Below are 26,036 nucleotides of genomic sequence, written 5' to 3' on the forward strand. Positions count from 1 at the left end.
TCATTCCTTCTCGGCCGCCGTATTGCCGCCGTCATGCCCGCGCAGACCCGTCAGTCTGCCGGCTTCCAAGATCACCTTGTCCGTCAGGCCACCCGCCGCAAGCGCGCCGTGTATGACATGATCGCGCCCGAAGGACAAACCCAATTCTGACGCGGTCAGGCAGCCGAACCAGCGTCCGCCCGTCGGAGTCCAGAGCTTTCCCTTGCCGCGGTCCGATCCGTCGCTGGCCTGCAGCAGCACCTTGGCCCGCCCCTCGGCCAGCCAGCCCTTGACCTTCTCGAAGCCGGCCACCGCATGGCCGGACTTGCGCGCCAGCGACACCAGTTCGACCAGGCGTCTGGCCACGCCGGCCTCGACCATCTCGGCCAGGCCCTCGGGGGCGGTGATCGGCGCCTTGGCAGCGCGCGAGAAAAGCCCCTTCTTCGCCGCCTTCCGGATGGCCGCGCGGTCCGCGCTGACCCAGATGCCGCGCCCCGGCAGCTTTTCCGCCAGATCCGGCACGACCTGGCCATCCGGCCCGGCTACGAAACGGATCAGTCCAGCCTTGGGCTGGACCTCTCCGGTGACGATGCAGCGCCTTTCGGGCTGATCATGTTCCTTGATGCGACCACCGCGACTCAAGCGGGAAAATCCGGGGCGTCACGCCCCGGCCTCCTTGTCGGTGTCGTCGCCGGGTTCGGCGTCGCCACTGTTGTTCAGTTCCTCCGGATCGACCCAGCCCAGCATGACCCGGGCGGTCATGACCATGGACTGCGCGTCTTCAAGCGATACGTCGAAGGGCTCCAGCAAGCCCTCGTCCTTGACGCGCTGACCGTTCACCGTGGTCCAGCCGCCGGCCAGTTCCCAATCGGCGCAGGTGGCGAAATCTTCCAGCGTCTTCACGCCGTCCTTGGCCAGTGCCTCTACCATCTGGGGGGTCAGCCCCTCGAATTCAATGAGGCTGTCCTCGGCGCCCAGGGCGCGGGCGTTGTCGAGCGCGGCCTTGTTCCTGGCTTCCAGCACATCGCGGGCGCGGGCCTGCAGTTCGGACGCGGTGCCTTCGTCCACCCCGTCGATGGACAGAAGCTCGTCCAGATCGACATAGGCGACCTCTTCCAGGTCGGTGAAGCCTTCGGCCACCAGAAGCTGCGCGAAGAACTCGTCCAGATCCAGCGCGTCCATGAACAGCTGGGTGCGGGCGTTGAACTCGGCCTGGCGGCGCTTGGACTCCTCCTCCTCGGTCAGGATGTCGATGTCCATGCCGGTCAGCTGGCTGGCCAGCCGCACGTTCTGGCCGCGCCGTCCGATGGCCAGAGACAGCTGTTCGTCGGGGACCACGACCTCGATCTTGTTGGCCTCCTCGTCGAAGACCACCTTGCTGACCTCGGCGGGCTGCAGGGCGTTGACCAGGAAGGTCGCCTGATCCTCGTTCCAGGGGATGATGTCGATCTTTTCGCCCTGCAATTCGCCCACCACGGCCTGCACGCGGCTGCCGCGCATCCCCACGCAGGCGCCGACCGGGTCGATCGAGTTGTCATAGGAAATCACCGCGATCTTGGCGCGCGACCCGGGATCGCGGGCCACGGCCTTGATCTCGATGATGCCGTCGTAGATTTCCGGCACCTCCATCTTGAACAGTTCGGCCATGAACTGCGGATCGGTGCGCGACAGGAAGATCTGCGGCCCGCGCGCCTCGCGGCGCACGTCCTTGACATAGGCGCGGATGCGGTCGTTCGGGCGATAGCTTTCGCGGCCGATCTTTTCGTTGCGGCGCAGGATCGCCTCGCCGCGGCCGACATCGACGATGATGTTGCCGTATTCCTCGCGCTTGACGACGCCGTTGATGATGGTGCCGACGCGGTCCTTGAATTCCTCGTACTGGCGGTCGCGCTCGGCCTCGCGGACGCGCTGCAGGATCACCTGCTTGGCCGACTGCGCGGCGATGCGGCCCAGTTCCACGGGCGGCACCTGGTCCACGATCACGTCGCCCACCTTGGGATCGTCCAGATAGGGCCGCGCCTGATCGACCGTCACCTGCGCCTGATAGTTTTCCACCGCGTCGTCCTCGACCACGGTGCGCACGCGGGTGAAGGTCGCGTTGCCGGTCTTGCGGTCGATCTTCACGCGGATGTCCATCTCGGCGCCGTAGCGCGACTTGGCCGCGCGGGCGAGGCTGTCCTCCATCGCCTCGATGACCAGTTCGGGGTCGATCATCTTCTCGCGCGCGACGGCTTCGGCCGTCTGCAGCAGTTCAAGCTGGTTGGCAGAGGTGATTGCCATCACTCACTCCTTGGCATCGGCGTCACGTGCGCCGTCGTTGTCATCGGTTTCGCCGGCTTCGGCTTCGATCTCGTCAAAGGCGCTCTCGTCCAGGTTCTCGATCTGGACGCCGGCCTCCTTCTTCTGGCGCAGCATCTCGCGGATCAGTTCGTCCGTCAGGACCAGCTTGGCGTCCGACAGCCAGTCGAACAGCAGGCCGATGGTGTGGACCTCGCCGCCTTCCTCGATGTTCAGCAGGACCTCGTCGCCGCCCTCACCCTTCTCGACCCCGGCCAGCACGCCCTTGAAGCGCTTGCGCCCGTCGATGGGCTGGTTGGTTTCCAGCCGCGCCTCATAGCCCTCGAAGGTGGCGAAGTCCTTCAGGCGGGTCAGGGGGCGGTCGATGCCGGGGCTGGAGACCTCCAGGTGATAGGCGTCCTCCAGCGGGTCCTCGACATCCAGGGTCGCGCTGACGGCCACCGAGATGTCGCCGCAGTCGTCCACGTTGATGCCGCCCTCGGGGCGGTCGGCCATGATCTGCAGCGTGGCGGTCTTGCCGCCCTGCAGCCGCACGCGCACCAGCTCGAAGCCCAGATCCTCGATCACGGGGGCGATGATCTCGGCCAGACGCCGGTCGATGGCCGTCTTGGCGATCAGATCGTTCGACATGAGATCCCTTCGGATGTGAAAAAGGGCCCTCAGCGGGCCCATGCGAATGTGTCCGGTGGGCAGGTTTTGGACGCCTGCACCGCTGTTGAGGGCCATATAGGGCCATTTGCCCGGCGGCGCAATAGATCTTAGACCGCGACGCGATTTTCCGACAGCGCCAGCAGCCGGTCCACCATCGCCAGCACTTCGTCGGGGTCGATGGTGAAGCCGCCTTCGGCCGGCGTGCCGATGACAAGCCCGCTGTGCATGTCCAGGTTTCGCGCCCATTCATGCGTGGCCACATAGAAGCGGTCGGGCGGCGCCAGCGTCAGCATGGCGCCCCCGTCGCGCAGCGCATAGAGGGCGTGCCGATCCTGACTGCCCTCGATCGTGATGATGAGCGAGGCGTCCAGAAGCGCGCGGATGAACTGCTTGCCGCCTTCGGCGGTCACGATCATGACGCCGGCGGCGGAGAGGCTTTCTTCCAGTTCGACCGGGTTCGCGATCTCGCGCGGCGCACCCGAAGGACCGCGCTTGAGGAAGACCACCTTTCCGGCGCCGTCGCCGCGGTCCAGCCGGCTGCGCATCCGGTCGCGCAGGGCGCGGTAGCGCTGCGCCTTGCGGTGGCCGAAGCCCAGGTTCCGCACCAGGGTCAGGTCGCGGGTCCGCAGGGCCGGCTGCTGAGGCCAGTGCTGATCGAACAGGTCCAGATACGGCGCGACGTCCCCCCAGGCCGGCAGGGGCAGCGAGCGGACCCGCTCATCGTCGCGAAACATCTCGAACGCCGCGACGTCGTCGCTGAGCCAATGCCCGAAGTATCGAAGCCCTTGCTGCGAATTGATCAGAATAACTTCGTCCTGAACGGGCCCGACGGCAAGACTGTCGCTCAGGTCCGCGCGGACAAGATGCGACAGGCACATCCGGCTCTGCGGCATGAAGATCATCCCGCCCAGGACAGTTGCCGGGCCAAGGTGGTAAGTGGCCAGCGGCCCCTCGACATAAGAGCGTGCCGACAAGACCTCAACCAACTGGGGCACAGTCTTGCCGAAGCCGCATCTGGTCACGCGCGACAGATGCGCCGGATCGAAGATCGCCGGCCGGCAGGACAGGGTGCGAGGCTCGTTTTCCAGGACGGGTTCAGGCAGGCCCTGGAAGGGGACCGGCCGGCCCAGCACCCTGCGGATCGGATCAAGCTGCCCGGACAGCCAGGCCTGGGCGGGATGAGGCATTGGTGGCATGATCTCTCCGCAATGATCGGCAGACGGCGTAAGGCCCTGCCCCCTCTGTCACATATCGCGGTCCCCTAACGCGTCCATCACCTGCACCAGTTCCGCCGCGATGCGGGGCTCGGACAGTGCATGTCCCGAGGCGGGGATCAGCCGCAATTCGCAGCGCTTCCAGCCCTCGGCCAGCCGCCAGGCGGCAAGCGGCGGGCAGACCATGTCATAGCGGCCCTGGACGATCACGGCGGGCAGATGCTCGATCCGGTGGCGGTCGCGCAGAAGCTGGCCCTCGTCCAGAAAGCAGCGGTGCATGAAATAGTGATTCTCGAGCCGGGCGAAGGCGCGGGCATAGTCGGGTGGCGCGTGGCCCACGGCGGTGGACTGCAGGCCGGCCAGCGCGTTCTCCCAGGTCAGCCAGGGCTGGGCAAAGCGGCCCTGCCGGCCGATGTCGTCGCAAAACAGCCGCTTGTGATAGGCGGCGATCAGGTCGCCGCGCTCGGATTCGGGGATCGGCTCGCGGAACTGCGCCCAAAGGTCGGGAAAGAACCGTCCCGCGCCGCCGCCGTAGAACCAGTCAAGCTCGCCCTGCGTGCCCAGGAAGACGCCGCGCAGGACCAGCCCCGTCACCCGGTCGGGATGGGCCTGGGCATAGGCCAGCGCCAGCGTCGCCCCCCAGCTTCCGCCGAACAGCAGCATGGACTGCAGCCCCAGCCGGTCGCGGATCACTTCGATGTCGGCGATCAGGTGCCCGGTGGTGTTGGCCTCGACCGAGGCCTGGGGGCGCGATCGCCCGCAGCCGCGCTGGTCGAACAGGATCGCCCGGTACCGGGCGGGATCGAAGAAGCGGCGCATGAAGGGGCTGCAGCCGCCCCCGGGGCCGCCATGCAGCACGATCACCGGGCGGCCTTCGGGGTTGCCGCTCTCCTCGACATAGATCTGGTGGCCGTCGCCCACATCCAGCATGTGCCGGGCAAAGGGTTCGACAGCCGGATGAAGGCGGCCTTGCGGTGCGGCGATTTGTCCTGCCAATCGGTCCATCCCGTTACTATAAGCACAGTCTAGCCCGCCCGCCAGAAGGACAAGCCCATGACCCGCCCGACAACCAGCATCGACCCGGCCGAGATCGCCAAGTTCGAGGCGATGGCCGCCGAATGGTGGGATCCGAAGGGCAAGTTCCGCCCGCTGCACCTGATGAACCCGGTGCGCCTGGATTACATCGCCGCGCAGATCGCGGCCGAGTTCGGGCGCGACCGCCGCGACCTGCGGCCCTTTGGCGCATTGCGGGTGCTGGACATCGGCTGCGGCGGCGGGCTGGTGGCCGAGCCGATGGCGCGGCTGGGCGCCACCGTCCTGGGCGCCGACGCGGCTGCGGGCAACATTGCCGTGGCGCGGCTTCACGCGCAGCAGCAGGGGCTGGCCATCGACTATCGCGCCACCACGGCCGAGGATCTGGCGGCCGAGGGGGAACGCTTCGACGTGGTGCTCGCGCTCGAGATCGTCGAGCATGTGGCCGACCCCGCCGCCTTCACGGCCACCTGCCGCGATCTGCTGCGGCCGGGCGGGCTGGTGATCCTGTCCACGCTGAACCGCACCGCCCGAAGCTTCGGCGCGGCGATCATCGGGGCGGAATGGCTGCTGCGCTGGCTGCCGCGCGGCACCCACGACTGGGCGCGCTTCATCACCCCCGCCGAGTTGGCCGTCATGGCCGAGGGCGCCGGGCTTTCGGTGGTGGACCGGCGCGGGATGGTGTTCAATCCGATCAGCTTCGGCTGGTCGCTGTCGGATCGCGATCTGTCGGTCAACTACATCATGACCGCGCGCCGGGACGCCTAGTCCTCGTCCCCCTCCAGGCGGATGCGCAGACCGCGCAGGACCGGCAGGGCGGTGCGGACGCGGTCGGCGCCGATGTCGCGCACCACATCCGCGATCAGCGGCATGAAGGCCGCAAGCGCGGCATCGCGCGCGGCCCGGCCCGCCGGGCTGATCGAGACGAACTTGCGCCGCGCGTCGTCCCAGTCGGGGCGGATATGGACGTGACCGGCCCATTCCAGGCGCGACAGGGTGTTGGTCATGGCCCCCCGCGTGACATGGAAGGCCCGCGCCAGCTGGGCCGGGGTGCGTTCCTCGTTCACATGGGCCAGCAGGTTCAGCACCGAGAAATGCGAGATCTGCATCCCCCGGGGCAGCGCCTTGCTGATGAGGTTGCGCGACAGCTGCTCGGCGATCAGGACTTCCGCAAAGAGGCTGGCGGCAAGCCGGTCGGTGGCCGGGGAACGGTCTGAGGTCGCGGATGCGGGCATTTTTCCTGTCAGGACAACGGGTCGGGCCGAAGCCGGGGTGGCGGGGCGAAGCCGGAACCGTGCCCCGCAAGACGGTCGCAGGTCAAGCCTGACCTTCGGCTCAGGCGGCAGAGCCGGTCAGCAACCCGTCCAGCTTGCCCTGGCGCTCCAGGTCGAACAGGTCGTCGCAGCCGCCGACGTGGCGTTCGCCGATGAAGATCTGCGGCACGGTGCGGCGGCCGTGGGCGCGCTGCGTCATCTGCGCCCGCAGAGAGGGATCGGCGCCCACGTCGATTTCCTCGAAGCTGGCGTTCTTCTGCTGCAGAAGGCCCTTGGCGCGGATGCAGAAGGGGCAGGTGCGGGTGGTGTAGATGGTGATGCTGGGCTGGGTCATGGGCGTGTTCCTTTCCGTGTGGCCATAACCTAGTCATCCTTGACCGCCCTTGCCAGAACCGCGACGCAGACCGGCCCCGACCCCGCCGCCAGCAGCGCCTCGGCCGCCGCCGCCATCGTCGCGCCCGAGGCCATCACGTCGTCGATCAGCAGGACCGGCCGCCCCGCCACGGCCGCCGCATGGCGCGGGTTCACCGCCAGCGCGCCCGAGATGTTGGCAAAGCGGTCGCTGACGCCGCGGTGGTCCTGCGCCGGGGTGTGGCGGCGCCGGATCAGCAGGCCGGGCAGATGCGCCGCCCCATGCGCCCGCGCCACCCGCCCCGAGATCAGCGCCGACTGGTTGTAGCGCCGCTTCAGCAGCCGCCGCAGATGCAGGGGGATGGGCGCGACGATGGTGCCGGCCTCGATGAGCGGGGATGCGGCGCGGGCCAGCCAGGCGGCAAGGGCGGGCGCCAGATCCGGCCGGTCGCCGTGCTTCAGCGCCAGCACCAGCCGCCGCCCGGTGCCCGAATAGACCATCGCCGCCCGGCCGCGCTGCCAGGGCCGTGCGATCGACAGGCAGTCGTCGCAGGCCAGCGCCGGATCGGCGGTCCCGGTTCCGTCATCGGGCAGCGGCACGCCGCAGCGTGTGCAGGCGGCGCCGGTGATGAAGCGCGTGTCGGGAAAGCAGACGGGGCAGAGTTGCCCCGGATCGTCGCCCCCGCCCGCGACCGGCGCCCCGCAGGCCACGCATTGCGGGGGATAAAGCAGACGCAACGCGCCTTTCATCGCCTTGTGAAGCACCCTATGTTCCACCCCCATGACCACGCCCGCGCCAGACCGCCCCGCCCTGACCGACCGTCCCGCGCTGCTGCGCCAGCGGGACCGGGCGGTTCGGCAGGGATTCGTCGATGTCCTGCACCGCCTTGCCGCCGACGAGATCAAGGATAGGCTGTCCGAGATTAACAGAGCGTTTACGGCCCCCGCCCTGGTCACGGGCTTTCCCGATTTCTGGGCCGGCGCCTTTCCCGGGGCGCGCGTCGTTGCCGATGATCCGGTGCTGGATCTGGAAGCCCGCGCGCACGACCTGGTGATCCACGCCCTGGCGCTGCACTGGGCCGAGGATCCGGTGGGCCAGATCGTGCAATGCGCCCGCGCCCTGCGCGAGGACGGGCTGTTCATCGCCGTCAGCTTCGGCGGCCAGACGCTGCAGGAACTGCGGGCCGCCCTGGGCCAGGCTGAGGTCGAACTGACCGGCGGCCTGTCCCCGCGCGTCCTGCCGATGGGCGACATCCGCGACATGGGCGCGCTGATAACTCGCGCCGGGCTGGCCCTGCCGGTGGCCGACCTGCTGCCGCAGAGGGCCAGCTATCGCGACCTGTTCCACCTGGCGCACGACCTGCGCGGCATGGGCGAGGGCAACGCCATGGCCGCCCGGCGTCGCCGCCCGACGCCGCGCGCGGTGCTGGCACGCGCCGCCGCCCTGATGGCCGAACACCACGCCGACCGCGACGATCCGTCCCGTATCGCTGCCACCTTCGATCTGGTCTTTCTTACCGGGTGGTCGCCCTCGGACACGCAGCAGAAGGCCCTGCGGCCGGGATCGGCCACGACACGACTTGAAGCCGCGCTGAAAGACATCAGGACAGGAAAGACATGAAGCCAGCCCATGCGCCCGCCGACCATCCCGCCCTCCCCAGGAAGAAGACCGGGATCCTGATCGCCAACCTGGGCACGCCGGACGGCTATGACTACTGGTCGATGCGCCGCTATCTGAACGAGTTCCTGTCGGACAGGCGCGTGATCGACTATCCGGCTTGGAAATGGCAGCCCCTGTTGCAGGGCATCATCCTGACCAAGCGGCCCTTCACCTCGGGCAGGAACTACAAGCTGATCTGGAACGAGGAGAAGAACGAAAGCCCGCTGATGACCATCACCCGGTCCCAGACCCAGGCGCTGCGCGACCGTGCCACCGCGGAATGGGGCGACAGCGTGATGGTCGAGTTCTGCATGCGCTATGGCAACCCCTCGACGCAGGACGTGCTGGAGCGGATGGTCAAGGCCGGCTGCCAGCGGATCGTGTTCCTGCCGCTGTATCCGCAATACGCGGGCGCGACCTCGGCCACGGCGAACGACCAGCTGTTCCGCGCGCTGATGGCGCAGAAGTGGCAGCCCGCGGTCCGCACCTGCGAGCCCTATTTCGACCGGCCCGATTACATCGCCGCCCTGGCCGCATCCGTCCGCCGCGCCCTGGGCGACAAGGTGCCGGCGAAACTGGTGGCCAGCTATCACGGGATGCCGAAACGCTATCTGCTGGAGGGCGATCCCTATCACTGCCAGTGCCAGAAGACCTCGCGCCTGCTGAAAGAGGCCCTGGGCTGGCCCGACGGGGTGATCGACACGACCTTCCAATCCGTCTTCGGGACCGAGGAATGGCTGCGGCCCTACACGGTCGAACACGTGGCGGACCTGGCCAGGCGCGGCATCACCGACATCGCCGTGATCTCGCCCGCCTTCGCCGCCGACTGCATCGAGACGCTGGAGGAGATCAACGGCGAGATCCGCGAAAGCTTCGAACACGCGGGCGGCAGGGACTTCACCTACATCCCCTGCCTGAACGACGACCCCGCCCATGTCGATGTGATGCTGAACGTCGTGCGCGACAACATCGCCGGCTGGGCCTGAACCCGCGCAGCGACAGGGGGCCGGAAGGCCCCCGGGCTCAGATCACCAGCACCTGCGTGCCGATCTTGGTCAGGCCGAACAGTTCCTTGATGTGTTCGTTGTAAAGCCCGATGCAGCCGTTCGAGGACTTGCGCCCGATCTTGCGCGTGTCGTGCGTGCCGTGGATGCGGTAATACTGCCATGACAGCCACAGCGCATGGGTGCCCAGCGGGTTGTCCGGCCCCGGCGGCACGAAGTCCGGCCATTCGGGGTTGCGGGCCTTCATCTCGGGGGTGGGGGACCAGCTCGGGCCCTCGACCTTCTTGATGATCTCGGTGCGGCCGGTGCGGGTCAGATCCTGGCTGACCGGGATCGACGAGGGATAGACGCGGTAGGTGCTGCCGTCCTCGGACCAGAAATGGACTGCGCGCGAGGTCAGGTCGCACAGGATCGCGCCGTTGGTGAGGTTGGCGAAATGCGGCTGCCAGTCCTGTCCCTGGAAGCTCGAGATGTTGTGGCGCGGATCGGCGTTCGGATCGTATTGCACCGCCCCCGCGTCCGGGGTGGCGCCGGGGATCGCGCCCTGGATGGGCTGGCCCGTGTAGGGGTCGAATTGCTGCGCAAGCGACGGCAACGCCAGACCGGCGGCACCAAGCGCGGCGGCCGAACCCAGGAAGGTCCGGCGGTTGATCGCAGATGACTTGCTCATCATCAGATGTCCTTCGAAGGATGGCCGTTCTTGCTGGACGGCCTTGACCACTCCGCCTCATGCGGCAGGAAACGGGTATAATCCTGCGCGGCGATTCCGGCAATTCAAAGCGCCGTGGACGCCAGGATGCCACAGCGGCGGATTTCACGAATTCGTGGGTTTGATCGGCTTGGCGTCATTCGATAGATCTGCGGTCAACAAGAAACGAGGGATGGCGAAAAGATGCCGTATTTCAAGGTTCTCGCGGCGCTGTCGCTGATGGCTCTGGCGGCGTGCCAGCCGCGCAGCCTGCCTCCGGTGGCGCCGGACGGGCAGGGGATGCCCACCGGCCGGCAGATCAGCGCCGCCGAGGAACAGCAGATTCCGATCCGCGTGTTGCAGCAAATCAACACGCTGCGCGCAAACATCGCCGTGCCGCCCCTGACGCTGAACCCGCAGCTGTCGGCCGCGGCCCTGGCCCATTCGCGCGACATGTCGGCGCAGAACCGCGCCTGGCACTGGGGGTCGGACGGATCCTCGCCCCTGGATCGGGCGCGGCGGGCGGGCTATTTCGGGACCATCATCGGCGAGAACATCTCGGAATCCTACGAAAACGACATGCAGACCCTGTCGGCTTGGATGGGCAGCCGGGACACGCGGGACGTCATCATGGACCCGGCCGCCACCTCTCTGGGCTTTGCCTGGTACCAGGAGCCCTCGGGCAAGCTGTGGTGGACGCTGCTGACGGGCAGTTGACAAGGCGCAAGGCCCCGGATGTCCGGGGCCCTGTGCGTTCTGGCGGGTCCGTTCCGGCGTTGCGGCGCGGATCAGGGATTGATGACGATGGGAACGCCGGGGCGCAGCATCGCATAGACCTCCTCGATCTCTTCGTCCTTGACGGCGATGCAGCCCGCGGTCCAGTCGCGGTTCGACTGGGCGAAGCGGTTGCCGTCGGGGCCGCGGCCGTGGATGAAGATGTCGCCGCCCGGTTCCCGGCCCAGGGCGCGGGCCAGGGCCGCGTCCTGTTCGTTGGGATAGGACACCCCGATCGACAGGTGATAGCGGCTGCGGGGGTTGAAGCGATCGACGTAATAGACCCCCTCGGGGGTCTTGCCGTCGCCTTCGAACTGCTTGTGGCCCACCGGCACGTTGCCCAGGCCAACGTCATAGGACTTCAGCACGGTCCTGCCGTTCAGAAGATACATCTTGCGGTCGCCCTTGTTCACAACGACCTGCGTCACGGCCGGGCCGTTGTAGGCCCGGAACTTGCTGGGGGTTTGCCACATGCCGCCAGGAAGGCGAGCATCGAAAATGCGACGGCGCGGCGCGTTGGCTTGAACATCACTGCCTCTGACGTTTCTGGTTTTTTATGCGGGTTTGATAGCACAAAGCATCGTGATCTGACTAGGTTCTGACGAACTCGGCCGCCGTTTCCAAATGCGGCGACCAGCGGAACTGATCGACCACGCGCAGCCGCTGCAGCACGAAGCCGCCATCGGCAAGAACCCGCGCATCCTTGGCGAAATTGACCGGATCGCAGGCCATGAAGGCCACGCGGCGCAGGTTGGACCGGGCGATCTCGCGGGTCTGCGCCTCGGCCCCCGCCCGCGGGGGGTCGATCACAATCGCGTCAAAGCGGTTCAGCTCCTCGGCCAGCAGCGGGCGGCGCGCCAGATCGCGAATCTCGGTCGTCACGCGGTTCAGGCCCGTCGCGCCACGCCAGCCCGCGTCCAGCGCCGCAAGGGGCGCGGCCAGCCCCTCGACCGCGTGGACGGCTGCCGTCGCCGCCAGCGGCAGCGCGAAGGTCCCGCAGCCCGAGAACAGGTCGGCGATCCGGGCGGCGCCGGCCGTGAAGTCGCGCACCGCCGCCAGCAGCGCGGCCTCGCCGTCGGCCGTGGCCTGCAGGAAGGCCCCTGGCGGCGGGACGACCTGCGCGCGGCCCATCGGCAGGGCCGGGGGGCGGCGGGTGATCGACTGGCCGCCCGCCGCGTCCTGCCAGGTCAGGCGCGCCAGGTCGCCTTCCTCGGCCAGGGCGGCCAGGGTTTGGAACAGGCTCGGGTCCAGCGGCTTGCCGCCCGAGACCGTCAGATCCAGCCCCGCGGGGCCGTGGATGACGGTCATGGACAACCCGCCCGCGCGCGATGCGCCAGCCAGCGTGATCCGGCGCAGCAGGGGCAGGGCCGCCGTGATCGGCGGCCGCATCACGTGACATTCCGCCAGATCCACGATCACGTCAGAGGCGCGGGCGTGAAAGCCCACAAGCGCCCCCTTCTTCGTGCGCCTGCCCGAAAGCACCGCCCGGCGCCGCGACAGCGGCGGAGAGACATGCACCGCCTCGACCGGGGCGGGCAGGCCGTGGGCGGCCAGGGCGGCGGCCACCACCTGCTGCTTCCAGGCAGTCGTGAAGGCCTCGCTGGCGTGCATCAGCGAACAGCCCCCGCAGGCGCGGTAATGGGCGCAGACCGGCCGCACCCGGTCGGGCGACGGGGTCAGGATGCGCGGCGCGGCGATGCGACCGTCCTGGGCCTCGCCCTCGATCTCCTCTCCGGGAAGGGTCAGCGGCGCCAGCGCGCGCTGCCCCTCGGCCAAGGCCACGCCGTCGCCGCGCCGGCCCAGACGCTGGACGTGCCATAGGCTCATTCGGCGGCTTCCTCGGTCCCCAGAAAGCCCCCCGACTGCCGGTTCCAGTAGCGCGCATAAAGCCCGCCGCGGGCCAGAAGCTGGGCGTGGCTGCCCTGTTCGACGATCCGGCCCGCGTCCATGACCACGATCCGGTCCAGCTGGGCGATGGTGGACAGGCGGTGCGCGATGGCCAGCACGGTCTTGCCCTGCATGGCGCGGACCAGGGCATCCTGGACCTGGGCCTCCACCTCGCTGTCCAGCGCGCTCGTCGCCTCGTCCAGGACCAGGATCGGCGCGTCCTTCAGGAAGGCGCGGGCCAGGGCGATCCGCTGGCGCTGGCCGCCCGACAGCTTGACCCCGCGTTCGCCCAGATGCGCGTCGTATCCCTGGCGGCCGTGATGGTCCCGAAGCGTCAGGATGAAGTCATGCGCCTCGGCGGCCCTGGCGGCAGCCTCGATGTCAGCCTGCGAGGCGCCGGGGCGGCCATAGACGATGTTGTCGCGGGCCGAGCGGTTGAACATCGCGGTCTCCTGCGTGACCATGCCGATGTTCCGGCGCAGGCTTTCCTGGGTGATCTGGCGCAGGTCGTGCCCGTCGATGCGGATGGCGCCCTTTTCCACGTCGTAAAGCCGCAGCAGCAGCGCCACCATCGTGGACTTGCCAGCGCCGGATGCGCCGACGATGCCGACCTTCTCGCCCGCGCGGATGTGCAGGTCCACGTCGCGCAGCCCGCCCTGGTCCCGGCCATAGGCGAAGCCCACATGGTCGAAGTCGATGCGCCCGGTGACCCGGTCCAGCGGCACGGCGCCCGGAGCGTCGGTCAGCGCATGGGGCGGAGAGAGGGTCTTCATGCCGTCCTCGACCTCGCCCACGCTGCCCCAGATGCCCATCAGCGCCATGCTGACCCAGCCGGTCATCTGCGACAGGCGCATGGCGATGGCCCCGGCTGCGGCCACGTCGCCAGGGGTCGCCTGGCCCTGCCGCCACAGCATGATCGAGCCGCCGACCAGGATCACCGGCAGGATGCCCGCGATCACCATCAGCGACATCCGGAAGGCGCTGCTGACGACGCCGAAATCAAGCGCGCGTTCGCGAAACCCCGCCATGGCGCCCAGGGCGGCGCGGTCCTCGTGTTCGGCATGGGCGAACAGCTTGACGGTCTTGATGTTGGTGATGGTATCGACGACCTGCCCGGTGATCATCGCCCGGGCCGAGGCCCGCGCCCCGGATTTCGCCCGGATGCGCGGCAGGAAGAAGCGGATCAGCCCCAGATAGGCCAGCAGCCACAGGATCAGCGCGATGGCCCCCCAGGCATCGACCGATACCAGGAAGGCCGCCGAGCCCAGCACCGAGGCCAGCGCGAAGGCCACCACGTTGACCATTTCCGAGGCGACATCGGTCACGGCGCGGGCGGTCTGCATCTGCTTCTGCGCCAGCCGCCCGGCGAAGTCGTTGTCGAAGAAGGACACCGAATGGCCCATGGTCCAGCGGTGGATCCGCGACAGGACCAGCGGCAGCACGTTCGGGCCGATGATGACGCTGCTGGTGGCCGTCGAGAAGCCGAAGATCAGCGGCCGCACCAGCAGGAAGAACCCCACGAAGGCGGCGATCAGCAGGCCGTTCTGGCCCCAGAAGGCCGCCGGATCCCCGCCGGCGATGGCGTCCACAACCCAGCCCAGCAGCACCGCGGCGACTACATCGGCGACGCCGCCCAGGGCCGAGGCGATGCCCGCCAGCCCCAGCCCGCCCCAGGCGCCGGCCAGGCACCAGCGGAAGAAGGCCAGCAGGGTGGCGGGCGGCGGGCCCTCGGCCGGGCGAAAGGCGTCGATCAGGCGGCCGAGGCGGCGGTGAAGGGTCATGCGGTTTCTCCGGCCAGCAGGGCGATGTCGATCAGGGCAGGGGCAGGCAGCGTGAAGCCCGCGTCGATCCAGGCGTCCTCGGCGGCCTTCAGGGCGCGGCCCAGGGCGGGGCCTTGCAGATGCGGTTGCAGATCGGCCGCGCCGATCGGCAGGGGGCGGGCGGCGGCGCGGGCCGCTTCCCAGGCCCCGGGCGGGACCGGCGCCCGGGTCTGCACCAGCAGCGCCGCGGCCTCGGCCAGATCGCCCTTGAGGCGATAGGCGATACGGTTGAGGGACCAGCCTTCGGTCAGCGCGGCCACAAGGATGCGGTGGTCGCGCGCCTCCGCGCGCGACAGGCGCAGCGATCCGGCCAGGTCGGCCTGCGACAGCGCCGCCAGCCGGGCCAGCCAGGGGGCGGGCGTCCCCAGCGCGGCCAGCCGCTCGGGACTGGCGCCGGGCAGCACCTTGGCCAGCACGCCGGCATCCTCCATCAGCCGGATCGCGGGCAGCGGATCGCGGGCCATCAGCAGCTTGCGCAGTTCCTGCCCGATGCGTTCGCGGGAAATGCCGTCCAGCCCGTCGCGCCCCTTGCGGCAGGCGGCCACCGCCACCGGATCGGCCTCGCGGCCATACCAGGCCAGGAAGCGGAAGAAGCGCAGGATGCGCAGGTAATCCTCGGCGATGCGCTGCGCGGGATCGCCGACAAAGCGCAGGCGCCGGGCCAGCAGGTCGTCCAGACCGCCCAGCGGGTCGATCACCGCTCCGTCGCGGTCGGCATAAAGCGCGTTCATGGTGAAATCGCGGCGCCGGGCGTCCTGCGCCAGATCGTCCGAGAACGCCACCACCGCGCGGCGGCCGTCGGTCTGCACGTCGCGGCGCAGGGTGGTGACCTCGAAGCCGCGGCCGCCGGCCACGACCGTGACGGTGCCGTGGTCGATGCCGGTCGGCACCGGCTTCAGCCCTGCGTCCCGGGTCAGGCGCGTCACCGCATCGGGCGGCGCGTCGGTCGCCAGGTCCAGATCGCCCACCGGCTCGGCCAGCAGGGCGTTGCGGACCGCGCCGCCCACCAGCCAGGCGCGGTAACCCCCCGCCTCGATCGCGGCGAACACCGACTGCAGCGCAGGATCCTGAAGGATCGTGGCGGGAAGCCTGGTCACACCGCGATCCTTCCGGCCAGCCCCATCAGGATGCGCGCCGTCGCCCCCCACAGGTAATAGGGGCCGAACGGGGCCGCATAATAGTTGCGCCAGCCCCCGCGCCAGCGGCGCCGTTCGACGCGGTAGCGCGACAGATCCGCGACATGCGAAAAGGGCAGCGTGAAGACCTCCTCGACCTCGCCGGGCTCGGGGCGGGGGGCGAAGGGGCCGTGGATGATGGCGATGACGGGGGTGACGGCAAAGCCGGTGACAGTCCGGTGCGGCGGCAGCGTTCCCAGCAGTTCGACCTGGGCGGGGTCGAGGCCCACCTCCTCCTGCGCCTCGCGCAGGGCGGCGGCGACCTCGTCCGCGTCGTCGGGATCGACCTTGCCGCCGGGCAGGGCGATCTGGCCGGGATGATGGCGCAGGCCCGACGCCCGCTTGGTCAGCACCAAGCGGCCGTCGTCGTGGTGAAAGGCCGCCAGCACCCCCGCCGAACGCAACTGCGCCGCCGGAGGCGCGATCCCCGGGTTCAGGTCGTAATCCGATGTCGACCCCGCCTGGGCGGTCAGGGCCTTGCGCAGGACGGCATCGGACCAGTCGGGTATCACTCGGCCGCCCTGTCGGACAGGGGCTGGCCCTCGGCGTCCACGGTGGCCTCGAAGCCCAGGCTCTGGGGGTCGAACTCGTAATGGGCGCCGCAGAACTGGCAGTCGGCGGTGACGACGCCTTCAGGAGTGGTCATGTGGGCGATGTCCTTGGCCGAATAGATCGACAGCGTGTCGCGCACCCGGTCCGAGGTGCAGGAGCAGCCGAACTCGACCCGCTGGGTCTCGAAGACGCGGGGTTCTTCCTCGTGGAACAGGCGCAGCAGCAGATCCGTCGGGCCGACCGAAGGGCCGATCAGTTCCAGCACCTCGACCGTGTCCAGCAGCAGGTTGGCGCGGTTCCAGTTCTCGGACGCGGCGCCCTGCAGGATGTCGGCCGCCTCGATCAGGCCGCCCTCGCCGCTGCCGCCCGCGCCCGACTGCATGGGCTGCGCCGGAAGCGTCTGCAGCATCACCCCGCCCGCGCGCCAGTGGCCGGTTTCGCCCGACAGGCGGGAATAGCCGCTGGCCAGCTGGAAGCGGGTCGGAAGCTGCTCGGACTGCGCGAAGTAGGTCTGTGCGCAAGCCGACAGCGATCCGCCCGCCAGCGGCGTGATCCCCTGATAGGGCAGCGTGCCCTGGCCCTGGTCGATCAGGATGGCGAAATAGCCCTCGCCCACCTGCTCGAAGGGGGTGCGGTCGTCCAGCCGGTCGGCGTCGAAGCTGGCCCAGGCGCGGATCCGCGCCGGCGCGCCGTCCTGTTCGGGCGCGTAATAGTCCGCCGCCAGCGTGCGCACCGCGCCATTGCCGCGGACCTGCAGGCTCAGCTTCCAGCGCAGCTTCACCGTCGGCCCGATCAGCGAGGCCAGAAGCGCCAGTTCCGCGACCAGCGCACCCACCGCAGCCGGATAGTCGTGGCGCGACAGGATGTGGTCCAGCACGCCGTCCAGCCGCGCGACGCGGCCGCGAATGTCGGAACGGTCCAGCTGGAACGGCAAAACCGTGTCGTCCCACGCGATCTGGTTGATCTTGCTCATGCGGTGATTCCTGAATCGATGCAGGCCCGCCAGGGGCAGGCCGGGTCGCGACCAATATAGGAGGTTTGCCGGCGATCCCAAGGGGCCGCTTTCCCGCCGGGCCGCCCTGCGCTAGAGATGCGGCGAACAAGCCGAGGTGCCCATGATCCGCCGATACGGCAATCCCCCGCAGCCGGGCCAGCGCCACCACCTGCGGGCCGGCGCCTATGGCTTGCTGGTGCGCGACGGCCATCTGCTGCTGACGCACCAGGCCCTGCCCGACCCCGAGTTCCAGTTGCCCGGCGGCGGCATAGACCCCGGCGAAACCGGGCTTCGCGCCCTGCACCGCGAGGTTTACGAGGAAACCGGCTGGTCGATCGGCATGGCCCGGCGCCTGGGCTGCTATCGCCGCTTCGCCTTCATGCCCGACTATGGCCGTTTCGCCGAAAAGCTGTGCCATGTCTGGATCGCGCGGCCGGTGCTGCGCCGCTCTGCCCCGACCGAGCCGCATCACAGCGCCCGCTGGGTCCGCCCCGAGGTCGCGATGGCGCTTCTGGCGGATCCGGGGGCGCGGGCCTTCCTCGCGCGCTTTCGCCGCCTGATCTAGCGGCGAGGGGGCAGGGGGACCGTCTGGGCGGGGGCGAGATATTCGATGAGGACGGCCGAGATGTCGTCCTGGCGGTCGCCCCGGCAGAACTCGGACACCGACCAAGCCATCGACTCCAGGAACACGTGCCCGCCGAGGAAGGCATTGGTGCGCAGGATCGCCTCGACCCCGTCATCGCCCAGAAGGGCGCCGGCGGGGTTGGTGGCCTCGCTGATGCCGTCCGAGCAGATCAGCAGGCGGTCGCCGGGCTCGAGGACCAGGTCGATCTCGTCGAAGATCGGATTCTCGAAGACGCCGATGGGCATTCCGCCATTGCCGACGGGGCGCACGGATCCGTCGGCGCGCTGCAGGAAGGGGTGAGGATGGCCGGCCTGGACCATCCGCAACCGCCCGGTCACGTGGTTCAGGTCGGCGTAGATCATCGTGTAGTAGGTGTCGGTCGCCATTTCCTCGAGCATCATGTTGTTGAAGAAATGGGCCAGGTCCGCAGGGCTGACGGCGTCGGATCCCATCTGGGCGGCGCGCAGGGCCACGTTCTGGTCGGCGGTACCCGACAGATGCACCGACAGCTGCGCGGTCAGAAGCGCCGCGGTGACCCCGTGGCCCGACACGTCCAGGGCATAGAGGCCCACGCGATCCTCGCCGATGGGAAAGAAGCCCACCAGATCGCCGCCGATATGACCCGCCGGGCGAAGCAGCAGCGAGATCTGCATCGGCCCGAACCGGCCGGACCGCTGCTTGACCAGTCCCTGCTGCAGCTTGCGGGCCTCGGCCAGGTCGCGTTCGATGGCGGCCTGGGTGTCGCGCAGCCGCTCGAGCGCGGCGCGAAGCTGGGCGTTGCTGGCGCGCAGGTCCTCCTCGACCCGCAGGATGCGTTCGCCCGCGGCAAGGCGCACCAGCAGATCCTGCTTGCTCACGGGCTTGGTCAGGAAGTCGTCGGCCCCCGCCTCGAGGCCGCGGGCAATGTCCGCCTCGTCCTCGGCCGAGGCCAGCAGCACGAAGTAGCCGTGGCTGCGCCGCGATCCCGTCCGAAACGCTCGGCACAGATCCAGTCCGGATTCCAGCCGGGTGCGCCCCGGGATGGACCAGTCCGACAGCACGATGTCGGGTTCGTTCCGCTGGCACATCTGCAGCGCTTCCGAAACCGAGCTTGCCTCCATCACCTCATAATGCGCGCGGCTGAGCTGGATCGAGAAGAGGCGCCGCTGCGCGACATCGGCACTGACGACCAGAACGCGCCGCACCAGCCCCGAGGCGGCGGGCTGGACAAGATTTTGGGTCTGGCGATTCGGGCGCTTCATGCATCCGTGATACGCCCTGGCGGTAAAGGGCGCGTAAACGGCCCTCGTCAACGCATCCTGTCAAACCAGAAGTTCGGCCAGGATCTCGTCATTGGTGATGTCGCGATAGACGAAACCCGCGTGGTCCAGCCGCGTCTTGAGCGTGGTCAGGTTCTGCGGGGCCGAGGTTTCGATGCCGATCAGGATCGAGCCGAAGTTGCGGGCCGATTTCTTCAGATACTCGAACCGCGCCACGTCGTCGTCGGGTCCCAGCAGTTCCAGAAAGTCGCGCAGCGCGCCGGGGCGTTGCGGCAGGCGCAGGACGAAATACTTCTTCACCCCCGCAAAGCGCTGCGCGCGTTCCTTGACTTCGGGCAGGCGCTCGAAGTCGAAATTGCCGCCCGAACAGACGCAGACCACCCGCTTGCCCGACAGATCGCCCAGATCGCCCAGCACGTCCAGCGCCAGCGCGCCCGCCGGCTCCAGCACCACGCCTTCCGTGTTCAGCATCTCCAGCATGGTGATGCAGATCCGGTCCTCGGGCGCCAGACGCACGTCGGCGGGGGAAAAGCGGCGCAGCGCCTCGAAGGGCAGGGCGCCGATGCGGGCCACGGCGGCGCCGTCCACGAAGTTGTCCACCGCCGGCAGCGCGACCGGCGCGCCGTGCCCCAGGGCGGCCTGCAGGCTGGCGCCGCCCAGCGGTTCGGCAAAGACGAAGCGGCTGGCCGGGGCGCTGTCGGCAAAATACTGCGTCACGCCGGCCGCCAGACCGCCTCCGCCCACCGGCAGCACCACCAGATCGGGCGCCCCGTCAAGCTGTTCCAGGATCTCCAGGCCCACCGTCGCCTGCCCCTCGATCACGTCGGCCGAATCGAAGGGCGGCAGGAACTGCGCGTCCTGTTCGGCAGCGAAGGCCTGCGAGGCCGCCAGCGTCTGGTCGAAGTAGTCGCCGGTCAGGACGATCTCGATGGCGTCGCCGCCGAACACCTTGGTCTTGTCGATCTTCTGCCGGGGCGTGGTCACCGGCATGAAGATCGTGCCCCTGGCGCCGAAGTGGCGGCAGGCGTAGGCCATGCCCTGCGCGTGGTTGCCGGCGCTGGCGCAGACGAAGTGCGCGTTGCCCGCCGCCCCCGGCGTCACCCGCTTGCGCATCGCGTTGAAGGCGCCGCGCAGCTTGTAGCTGCGCACGGGCGTCAGATCCTCGCGCTTGAGCCAGATCTCGGCCCCGAACTTGGCGGACAGATGGTCGTTGCGCTGAAGCGGCGTGGGCTCGAACAGGTCGCGGATCGCGGCTTCGGCGCTGCGGACGCGGGCGGCAAAGGAGGGGGCGTTTTCCATGCGCCTGCGCATGACGCGAAAGCGGGCGCTTGGCAAGGGGAAGGGCACCCCGGCCCTTGTTAGGCGGGGCGAATGGCCGTATTGCGCCGGAAACGTTGCCGAAGGGTTACCCGCATGTCTGACGCGCCGAAGAAAGTCGTCCTTGCCTATTCGGGCGGGCTGGACACCTCGATCATCCTGAAATGGCTGCAGACCGAATACGGCTGCGAGGTCATCACCTTCACCGCCGACCTGGGCCAGGGCGAGGAACTGGAACCCGCGCGCGCCAAGGCCGAACTGCTGGGCATCCGCCCCGAGAACATCCATATCGAGGACCTGCGCGAGGAATTCGTGCGCGACTTCGTGTTTCCGATGTTCCGCGCCAACGCGGTCTATGAGGGGCTGTATCTGCTGGGCACGTCGATCGCGCGGCCGCTGATTTCCAAGCGGCTGGTGGAACTGGCTCACCAGCACGGCGCGGATGCGGTGGCGCACGGCGCGACCGGCAAGGGCAACGACCAGGTGCGGTTCGAGCTGTCAGCCTATGCGCTGGATCCGTCGATCAAGGTCATCGCGCCCTGGCGGCTGTGGGATCTGACCTCGCGCACCAAGCTGATCGAGTTCGCCGAGGCCAACCAGATTCCCATTGCCCGCGACAAGCGCGGCGAGGCGCCCTTCAGCGTGGATGCGAACCTGCTGCACACCTCGTCCGAGGGGAAGGCGCTGGAAAACCCGGCCGAACCCGCGCCCGACTATGTCTATCAGCGGACCGTGAACCCCGAGGATGCGCCGGATACCCCGGAATTCGTGGAGATCACCTTCGAGCGGGGCGACGCGGTCGCGATCAATGGCGAGGCGCTGTCGCCCGCCACGATCCTGACCCGGCTGAACGAGCTGGGCGGCCGGCACGGCATCGGCCGGCTGGACTTCGTGGAAAACCGCTTCGTCGGCATGAAGTCGCGCGGCATCTACGAGACGCCCGGCGGCACGATCCTGCTGGAGGCCCATCGCGGCATCGAGCAGATCACGCTGGACTCGGGGTCGGGCCATCTCAAGGACAGCCTGATGCCGCGCTATGCCGAACTGATCTACAACGGCTTCTGGTTCAGCCCGGAACGCGAGATGCTGCAGGCGCTGATCGACAAGTCGCAAGAGCATGTCAGCGGCACGGTGCGGCTGAAGCTCTACAAGGGGCTGGCAAGCTGCATCGGCCGCTGGTCCGAGCAGTCGCTCTACTCCGAGGCCCATGTCACCTTCGAGGACGACGCCGGCGCCTATGACCAGAAGGACGCCGCGGGCTTCATTCGCCTGAATGCGCTGCGCCTGAAGCTGGTCGCCAACCGCAACGCGCGCGCGAAGTAGGCGCCGCGGATCCCGGGCCGCGGCCTTTTCTTTTGCGCGGGCCTGGCCCACAGTGGCCCGGTCCAGCAGAAGGCCCGCCCCATGACCGACCGCCCCGCCCGCATCAGCATCCTGACCGTCAGCGACCGCGCCGCGCGCGGCGACTACGAGGACAGGGGCGGCCCCGGCGCCGAGGCCTGGCTGCGCGACGTCGTGACCTCGGCCATGCAGATCGACCGGGTGATCGTCCCCGACGGGCGCGAGGGGGTGGCCGCGACGCTGCGCGAGATGGTGGAGGGCGGGGCGGACCTGATCCTCGTGACCGGGGGCACCGGCCCCGCGCCGCGCGACCAGACGCCCGAGGCGGTGATGGACGTGGCCGAAAAGGAACTGGCGGGCTTCGGCGAGGAGATGCGCCGCGCCTCGCTGGCCGAGGTTCCGACCGCCATCCTGTCGCGCCAGACGGCGGTGATCCGGGCCGCCACGCTGATCATCACCCTGCCCGGCAAGCCCGCGGCGATCGTGACCTGCCTGAACGCGGTCTTCGCGGCGGTGCCCTATTGCCTGGACCTGATCGGCGCGGCACGGCTGGAGACCAATCCCGCGAAGGTGAAGGCGTTCCGGCCGGCGAACGGCTGAGGCGCGGGGCGCGCGGCCCGGCAACGCCGGGCTTGAACCGCAGGGCCGGGGCCGCTACATGGGCGCTCGACTTGTGCAAGGAGCCTGCCGTGGCCACCAATCCCGTCCAGTTCATCAACCAGGTCCGTGCCGAGGCCGCCAAGATCTCGTGGCCGACGCGGCGCGAGGTGGTCACCACGACCATCATGGTGCTGATCCTGGCCGCGCTGTTCGCGGTGTTCTTCTCGCTGGTGGACCTGGCGATCCGCTTCGGCATCACCGAGGGGCTGCGGCTCATCAGCGGCTGATCGGGCTTGCAATTGCGGGCACGGGGCGGTATTTGCCCCCGACTGTCCGGCAAACGGCGCGCATCGAAATCCGGTTGCGCGCCCGTTTCGATTTTGACGGACGAACAGGAATTCAAGGGGTTGCCCGTCAGTCCGGGTGATTCCCTTCAGACGAGCAGGGGTCGATCGAAAACATGGCAAAGCGTTGGTATTCGGTCAGCGTCCTGTCGAACTTCGAAAAGAAGGTCGCCGAGGCGATTCGGCAGGCCGTCGCCGAGAAGGGTCTGGAAGATCAGATCGACGAGGTGCTGGTCCCCACCGAGGAGGTGATCGAGATCCGCCGCGGCAAGAAGGTGACCTCGGAGCGCCGCTTCATGCCGGGCTACGTGCTGGTCCACATGGAGATGTCGGACCGGACCTATCACCTGGTGAACTCGATCAACCGCGTCACGGGCTTTCTGGGCGCGCAGGGCAAGCCCATGCCGATGCGCGATGACGAGGTCAACGCGATGCTGAACCGCAGCGGCGAGGGCGAGAAGGCCGCGCCGCGCAACCTGATCCGCTTCGAGATCGGCGAGAAGGTGAACGTCACCGACGGTCCCTTCGACGGCTTCTCGGGGATGGTCGAGGAGGTGGACGAGATCTCGTCGCGCCTCAAGGTCACGGTGTCGATCTTCGGCCGGCCCACGCCGGTCGAACTGGAATTCACGCAGGTGTCCAAAGCCTCGTGATCGTGCGCGGGAGGCTGTGACGCCGCACCGCTAAGTCGGCCTGCATCGCAGGCGTGATGATAAGGAGAAGGCCCTATGGCCAAGAAAGTCGTCGGCAGCCTCAAGCTGCAAATCAAGGCGGGTCAGGCGAACCCGTCGCCCCCCGTCGGCCCGGCCCTGGGCCAGCGCGGCATCAACATCATGGCGTTCTGCAAGGAATTCAACGCCAAGACCCAGGACATGGAGCAGGGCTCTCCGGTGCCGGTGGTCATCACCTATTACGCCGACAAGTCGTTCAGCTTCGAGACCAAGACGCCGCCCGCGTCCTTCCTGCTGAAGAAGGCCGCCGGCCTCAAGCCGGTCGGCAAGCGCAACCGCGCCAAGGGATCGGACAAGCCCGGCCGCGCGGTGGCCGGAACCGTGACCGTCAAGCAGGTCCGCGAGATCGCCGAAGCCAAGATGAAGGACCTGTCGGCCAATGACGTCGATCAGGCGATGAAGATCATCCTCGGCTCGGCCCGGTCGATCGGCATCGAGGTGAGAGGCTAAATCATGGCGAAGATTTCCAAGAAGAAGGCCGCCGCCCGCGCGCAGTTCGAGGGCAAGGCCAACCTGACCGTCGAGGACGCGATCAGCCTGGTCAAGACCGCCGCCTCGGCCAAGTTCGACGAGACGGTCGAGATCGCGCTGAACCTGGGCGTCGATCCGCGCCATGCCGACCAGATGGTGCGCGGCGTCGTGACGCTGCCCGCCGGCACCGGCAAGGATGTCCGCGTCGCCGTCTTCGCCCGCGGCCCCAAGGCCGACGAGGCCCGCGCCGCCGGTGCCGACATCGTCGGTGCCGAGGATCTGATGGAAACCATCCAGTCCGGCAAGATCGAGTTCGACCGCTGCATCGCGACGCCGGACATGATGCCGCTCGTGGGCCGCCTGGGCAAGATCCTGGGTCCGCGCAACCTGATGCCGAACCCCAAGGTCGGCACGGTCACGGTTGACGTGAAGTCCGCGGTCGAAGCCGCCAAGGGCGGCGAGGTCCAGTTCAAGGCCGAGAAGGCGGGCGTCGTCCATGCCGGCATCGGCAAGGTCAGCTTCGATGCCGACAAGCTGGCCCAGAACCTGCGCGCCTTCGTGGACGCGGTCAGCCGGGCCAAGCCCTCGGGCGCGAAGGGGACCTACATGAAGAAGGTCTCGATCAGCTCGACCATGGGGCCGGGCGTGTCGGTGGACGTGGCCTCGGCGACGGCCCATTGAGGAATTTCCGGCCTTCGGGCCGGGATGGCGGGGCAGCGTTGCCCCGTCCTGTCCGAGACGGAGGGTGCCGGGGTAACCTGGCTTAATGTCCTTCCCGAGATGGGGAAGCATTTTTCCGAAGGTTTCCTTCGGGTGATCTTGCCCTAGACGGACCCGACCTGCCCTTCGGGCGGGAAAAGTGAGAGCCGGGGGAAACCCCCAACTTGGAGTGAAACCGTGGATAGAGCGCAAAAAGAACAGGTGGTCGAAGAACTCGGCCAGATCTTTGAAAGCTCTGGCGTCGTGGTGGTTGCCCACTACGAGGGGATGACGGTTGCCCATATGCAGGACCTCCGCTCGCGCATGCGCGAAGCCGGCGGTTCGGTTCGCGTGGCCAAGAACAAGCTCGCCAAGATCGCCCTGGAAGGTAAGCCTTGCGCAAGCATCGCCGACTACCTGACGGGCATGACCGTGATCACCTATTCGGAGGATCCGACCGCTGCCGCGCGGATCGCCGACCAATACGCCAAGGACAACGATCGTTTCGTGATCCTGGGCGGTGCGATGGGTGACACGGCCCTGGACCCGGCCGGTGTGAAAGCCGTCGCCTCGATGCCGTCGCGTGAAGAGCTGATCGCTCAGATCGTGTCCTGCCTCGGTGCGCCTGCCTCGAGCATCGCCGGCGCCATTGGCGCGCCTGCCAGCACCATCGCGAGCATCCTCACGACCCTCGAGGAACGTGAGGCTGCGTAAGCAACCGACATCCCGCGCGTGGTTGAAAACCCGACGTTGGACCCTTAACTGAAAGAACGGAAAAATGGCTGATCTGAACCAACTCGCCGAACAAATCGTGGGCCTGACCCTGCTGGAAGCCCAGGAACTGAAGACCATCCTGAAGGACAAGTACGGCATCGAGCCCGCCGCCGGCGGCGCCGTCATGATGGCCGGCCCGGCCGCCGGCCCGGCCGAAGCCGCCGAGGAAAAGACCGAATTCGACGTCGTCCTGGTCGAAGCCGGCGCCAACAAGATCAACGTGATCAAGGAAGTGCGCGCGATCACCGGCCTGGGCCTGAAAGAGGCCAAGGATCTGGTTGAAGCCGGCGGCAAGGTCAAGGAAGGCGCTTCCAAGGCCGATGGCGAGGAAATGAAGAAGAAGCTCGAGGCGGCTGGCGCCAAGGTCGAGCTGAAGTAATCGGCCCTCGGGCCGAGGCGACAGGGCAGGGTCCGGGGTTTTCCCGGTCCCTGCCGAACCTGTCTTGAAGGACGGTCTGATCCAGACATTCCTTCAGGGCATGTTCAAGGTTCGGGAGCCGGGCGGTGGGACGCACGGCACGA

General features: G+C 68.4%; 30 protein-coding genes. 13 read left to right on the plus strand and 17 right to left on the minus strand.

What is annotated here, in order from left to right; all coding sequences use genetic code 11:
- From ACZ1HC_RS08165 to pip, 5 genes are all read right to left on the minus strand, one after another.
- Positions 1–621 (minus strand): RNA-binding protein, encoded by a 621-nt coding sequence (locus ACZ1HC_RS08165; RefSeq protein ID WP_472699541.1) that lies wholly within the window; start codon positions 619–621, stop codon positions 1–3.
- Positions 622–639: 18 nt separating this feature from the next.
- Positions 640–2,259 carry a transcription termination factor NusA gene (nusA, locus tag ACZ1HC_RS08170; protein WP_472699542.1) on the minus strand — a complete coding sequence of 540 codons (1,620 nt, stop codon included), beginning with the start codon at positions 2,257–2,259 and terminating at the stop codon, positions 640–642.
- 3 nt (positions 2,260–2,262) lie between these two features.
- On the minus strand, positions 2,263–2,907 hold the full coding sequence (gene rimP / locus ACZ1HC_RS08175) for a ribosome maturation factor RimP (protein WP_472699543.1): 645 nt from the start codon (positions 2,905–2,907) through the stop codon (positions 2,263–2,265).
- Positions 2,908–3,035: 128 nt separating this feature from the next.
- Positions 3,036–4,124, minus strand: coding sequence for a glycosyltransferase family 61 protein (locus ACZ1HC_RS08180; protein WP_472699544.1), 1,089 nt, complete (start codon positions 4,122–4,124; stop codon positions 3,036–3,038).
- Positions 4,125–4,172: 48 nt separating this feature from the next.
- Positions 4,173–5,147 (minus strand): prolyl aminopeptidase, encoded by a 975-nt coding sequence (gene pip / locus ACZ1HC_RS08185; protein ID WP_472699545.1) that lies wholly within the window; start codon positions 5,145–5,147, stop codon positions 4,173–4,175.
- 48 nt (positions 5,148–5,195) lie between these two features.
- Between pip and ubiG the strand changes: the two genes are divergently transcribed.
- On the plus strand, positions 5,196–5,942 hold the full coding sequence (gene ubiG, locus ACZ1HC_RS08190; RefSeq protein WP_472699546.1) for a bifunctional 2-polyprenyl-6-hydroxyphenol methylase/3-demethylubiquinol 3-O-methyltransferase UbiG: 747 nt from the start codon (positions 5,196–5,198) through the stop codon (positions 5,940–5,942).
- Here the strand turns inward: ubiG and ACZ1HC_RS08195 are convergent.
- The 3 genes from ACZ1HC_RS08195 to ACZ1HC_RS08205 all read right to left on the minus strand — a co-directional run bounded on the left by ACZ1HC_RS08195 (position 5,939) and on the right by ACZ1HC_RS08205 (position 7,549).
- The gene (locus ACZ1HC_RS08195) at positions 5,939–6,409 is read right to left on the minus strand and encodes a MarR family winged helix-turn-helix transcriptional regulator (protein WP_472699547.1); all 471 of its coding nucleotides are present in this window, start codon (positions 6,407–6,409) and stop codon (positions 5,939–5,941) included. The genes ubiG and ACZ1HC_RS08195 overlap by 4 nt on opposite strands.
- A gap of 100 nt (positions 6,410–6,509) precedes the next feature.
- The gene (grxC, locus tag ACZ1HC_RS08200) at positions 6,510–6,782 is read right to left on the minus strand and encodes a glutaredoxin 3 (RefSeq protein WP_472699548.1); all 273 of its coding nucleotides are present in this window, start codon (positions 6,780–6,782) and stop codon (positions 6,510–6,512) included.
- Between the two features lie 29 nt (positions 6,783–6,811).
- A complete protein-coding gene (locus ACZ1HC_RS08205) occupies positions 6,812–7,549 on the minus strand; it encodes a double zinc ribbon domain-containing protein (protein WP_472699549.1) in 738 nt (245 codons plus the stop codon).
- 31 nt (positions 7,550–7,580) lie between these two features.
- Between ACZ1HC_RS08205 and ACZ1HC_RS08210 the strand changes: the two genes are divergently transcribed.
- Entirely contained in the window at positions 7,581–8,420 is an 840-nt protein-coding gene (locus tag ACZ1HC_RS08210) for a methyltransferase domain-containing protein (protein ID WP_472699550.1), read from the plus strand.
- Entirely contained in the window at positions 8,417–9,445 is a 1,029-nt protein-coding gene (gene hemH / locus ACZ1HC_RS08215) for a ferrochelatase (RefSeq protein ID WP_472699551.1), read from the plus strand. The genes ACZ1HC_RS08210 and hemH overlap by 4 nt, the downstream gene beginning before the upstream one ends.
- 37 nt (positions 9,446–9,482) lie before the next feature.
- Here the strand turns inward: hemH and ACZ1HC_RS08220 are convergent, their stop codons facing one another.
- Positions 9,483–10,136, minus strand: a complete 654-nt coding sequence (locus ACZ1HC_RS08220; RefSeq protein WP_472699552.1) for a L,D-transpeptidase — start codon at positions 10,134–10,136, stop codon at positions 9,483–9,485.
- 219 nt (positions 10,137–10,355) lie between these two features.
- Between ACZ1HC_RS08220 and dalA the strand changes: the two genes are divergently transcribed.
- Positions 10,356–10,868 carry a divisome-associated lipoprotein DalA gene (dalA, locus tag ACZ1HC_RS08225; protein ID WP_472699553.1) on the plus strand — a complete coding sequence of 171 codons (513 nt, stop codon included), beginning with the start codon at positions 10,356–10,358 and terminating at the stop codon, positions 10,866–10,868.
- A 71-nt stretch (positions 10,869–10,939) separates the two neighbouring features.
- On the opposite strand, the gene ACZ1HC_RS08230 is transcribed toward dalA, so the two are convergent.
- The 6 genes from ACZ1HC_RS08230 to hslO form a co-directional block, all read right to left on the minus strand.
- Positions 10,940–11,398, minus strand: a complete 459-nt coding sequence (locus ACZ1HC_RS08230) for a L,D-transpeptidase family protein (RefSeq protein WP_472699554.1) — start codon at positions 11,396–11,398, stop codon at positions 10,940–10,942.
- A gap of 118 nt (positions 11,399–11,516) precedes the next feature.
- Entirely contained in the window at positions 11,517–12,752 is a 1,236-nt protein-coding gene (locus ACZ1HC_RS08235) for a class I SAM-dependent RNA methyltransferase (RefSeq protein ID WP_472699555.1), read from the minus strand.
- Complete coding sequence (locus ACZ1HC_RS08240; RefSeq protein WP_472699556.1) at positions 12,749–14,593, minus strand: ABC transporter ATP-binding protein; 1,845 nt, start codon at positions 14,591–14,593, stop codon at positions 12,749–12,751. Before ACZ1HC_RS08240 ends, ACZ1HC_RS08235 begins: the two co-directional genes overlap by 4 nt.
- Entirely contained in the window at positions 14,590–15,729 is a 1,140-nt protein-coding gene (locus ACZ1HC_RS08245) for a CCA tRNA nucleotidyltransferase (RefSeq protein WP_472699557.1), read from the minus strand. Before ACZ1HC_RS08245 ends, ACZ1HC_RS08240 begins: the two co-directional genes overlap by 4 nt.
- Positions 15,726–16,316, minus strand: a complete 591-nt coding sequence (locus ACZ1HC_RS08250) for a CoA pyrophosphatase (protein WP_472700814.1) — start codon at positions 16,314–16,316, stop codon at positions 15,726–15,728. The genes ACZ1HC_RS08245 and ACZ1HC_RS08250 overlap by 4 nt, the downstream gene beginning before the upstream one ends.
- Positions 16,316–17,332 (minus strand): Hsp33 family molecular chaperone HslO, encoded by a 1,017-nt coding sequence (gene hslO, locus ACZ1HC_RS08255; protein ID WP_472699558.1) that lies wholly within the window; start codon positions 17,330–17,332, stop codon positions 16,316–16,318. Before hslO ends, ACZ1HC_RS08250 begins: the two co-directional genes overlap by 1 nt.
- A gap of 142 nt (positions 17,333–17,474) precedes the next feature.
- Between hslO and ACZ1HC_RS08260 the strand changes: the two genes are divergently transcribed.
- A complete protein-coding gene (locus ACZ1HC_RS08260) occupies positions 17,475–17,918 on the plus strand; it encodes an NUDIX domain-containing protein (protein ID WP_472699559.1) in 444 nt (147 codons plus the stop codon).
- Here ACZ1HC_RS08260 and ACZ1HC_RS08265 read toward each other — a convergent pair.
- Together ACZ1HC_RS08265 and ilvA are read right to left on the minus strand one after the other, a co-directional pair.
- Positions 17,915–19,219, minus strand: a complete 1,305-nt coding sequence (locus ACZ1HC_RS08265) for a PP2C family protein-serine/threonine phosphatase (protein WP_472699560.1) — start codon at positions 19,217–19,219, stop codon at positions 17,915–17,917. The genes ACZ1HC_RS08260 and ACZ1HC_RS08265 overlap by 4 nt on opposite strands.
- Positions 19,220–19,279: 60 nt before the next feature.
- Positions 19,280–20,536, minus strand: coding sequence for a threonine ammonia-lyase IlvA (ilvA, locus tag ACZ1HC_RS08270; RefSeq protein ID WP_472699561.1), 1,257 nt, complete (start codon positions 20,534–20,536; stop codon positions 19,280–19,282).
- A 114-nt stretch (positions 20,537–20,650) separates the two neighbouring features.
- Here ilvA and ACZ1HC_RS08275 point away from each other — a divergent pair, with 114 nt between their 5' ends.
- The 8 genes from ACZ1HC_RS08275 to rplL all read left to right on the plus strand — a co-directional run bounded on the left by ACZ1HC_RS08275 (position 20,651) and on the right by rplL (position 25,893).
- On the plus strand, positions 20,651–21,877 hold the full coding sequence (locus ACZ1HC_RS08275; protein WP_472699562.1) for an argininosuccinate synthase: 1,227 nt from the start codon (positions 20,651–20,653) through the stop codon (positions 21,875–21,877).
- An 81-nt stretch (positions 21,878–21,958) separates the two neighbouring features.
- The gene (gene mog, locus ACZ1HC_RS08280) at positions 21,959–22,495 is read left to right on the plus strand and encodes a molybdopterin adenylyltransferase (RefSeq protein WP_472699563.1); all 537 of its coding nucleotides are present in this window, start codon (positions 21,959–21,961) and stop codon (positions 22,493–22,495) included.
- An 89-nt stretch (positions 22,496–22,584) separates the two neighbouring features.
- The gene (gene secE, locus ACZ1HC_RS08285) at positions 22,585–22,782 is read left to right on the plus strand and encodes a preprotein translocase subunit SecE (protein ID WP_472699564.1); all 198 of its coding nucleotides are present in this window, start codon (positions 22,585–22,587) and stop codon (positions 22,780–22,782) included.
- Between the two features lie 173 nt (positions 22,783–22,955).
- Positions 22,956–23,492, plus strand: coding sequence for a transcription termination/antitermination protein NusG (nusG, locus tag ACZ1HC_RS08290; protein WP_472699565.1), 537 nt, complete (start codon positions 22,956–22,958; stop codon positions 23,490–23,492).
- Between the two features lie 75 nt (positions 23,493–23,567).
- Entirely contained in the window at positions 23,568–24,020 is a 453-nt protein-coding gene (gene rplK, locus ACZ1HC_RS08295; protein WP_472699566.1) for a 50S ribosomal protein L11, read from the plus strand.
- Positions 24,021–24,023: 3 nt separating this feature from the next.
- Positions 24,024–24,722: a 50S ribosomal protein L1 gene (rplA, locus tag ACZ1HC_RS08300; RefSeq protein ID WP_472699567.1), complete on the plus strand. Its 699-nt coding sequence runs from the start codon at positions 24,024–24,026 to the stop codon at positions 24,720–24,722.
- A gap of 216 nt (positions 24,723–24,938) precedes the next feature.
- Positions 24,939–25,454, plus strand: a complete 516-nt coding sequence (gene rplJ, locus ACZ1HC_RS08305) for a 50S ribosomal protein L10 (RefSeq protein WP_472699568.1) — start codon at positions 24,939–24,941, stop codon at positions 25,452–25,454.
- Positions 25,455–25,518: 64 nt separating this feature from the next.
- Positions 25,519–25,893, plus strand: a complete 375-nt coding sequence (gene rplL / locus ACZ1HC_RS08310) for a 50S ribosomal protein L7/L12 (RefSeq protein WP_154766099.1) — start codon at positions 25,519–25,521, stop codon at positions 25,891–25,893.
- Positions 25,894–26,036: the final 143 nt, after the last annotated feature.

The sequence above is a fragment of the Paracoccus sp. BR5-17 genome (assembly GCF_055693925.1).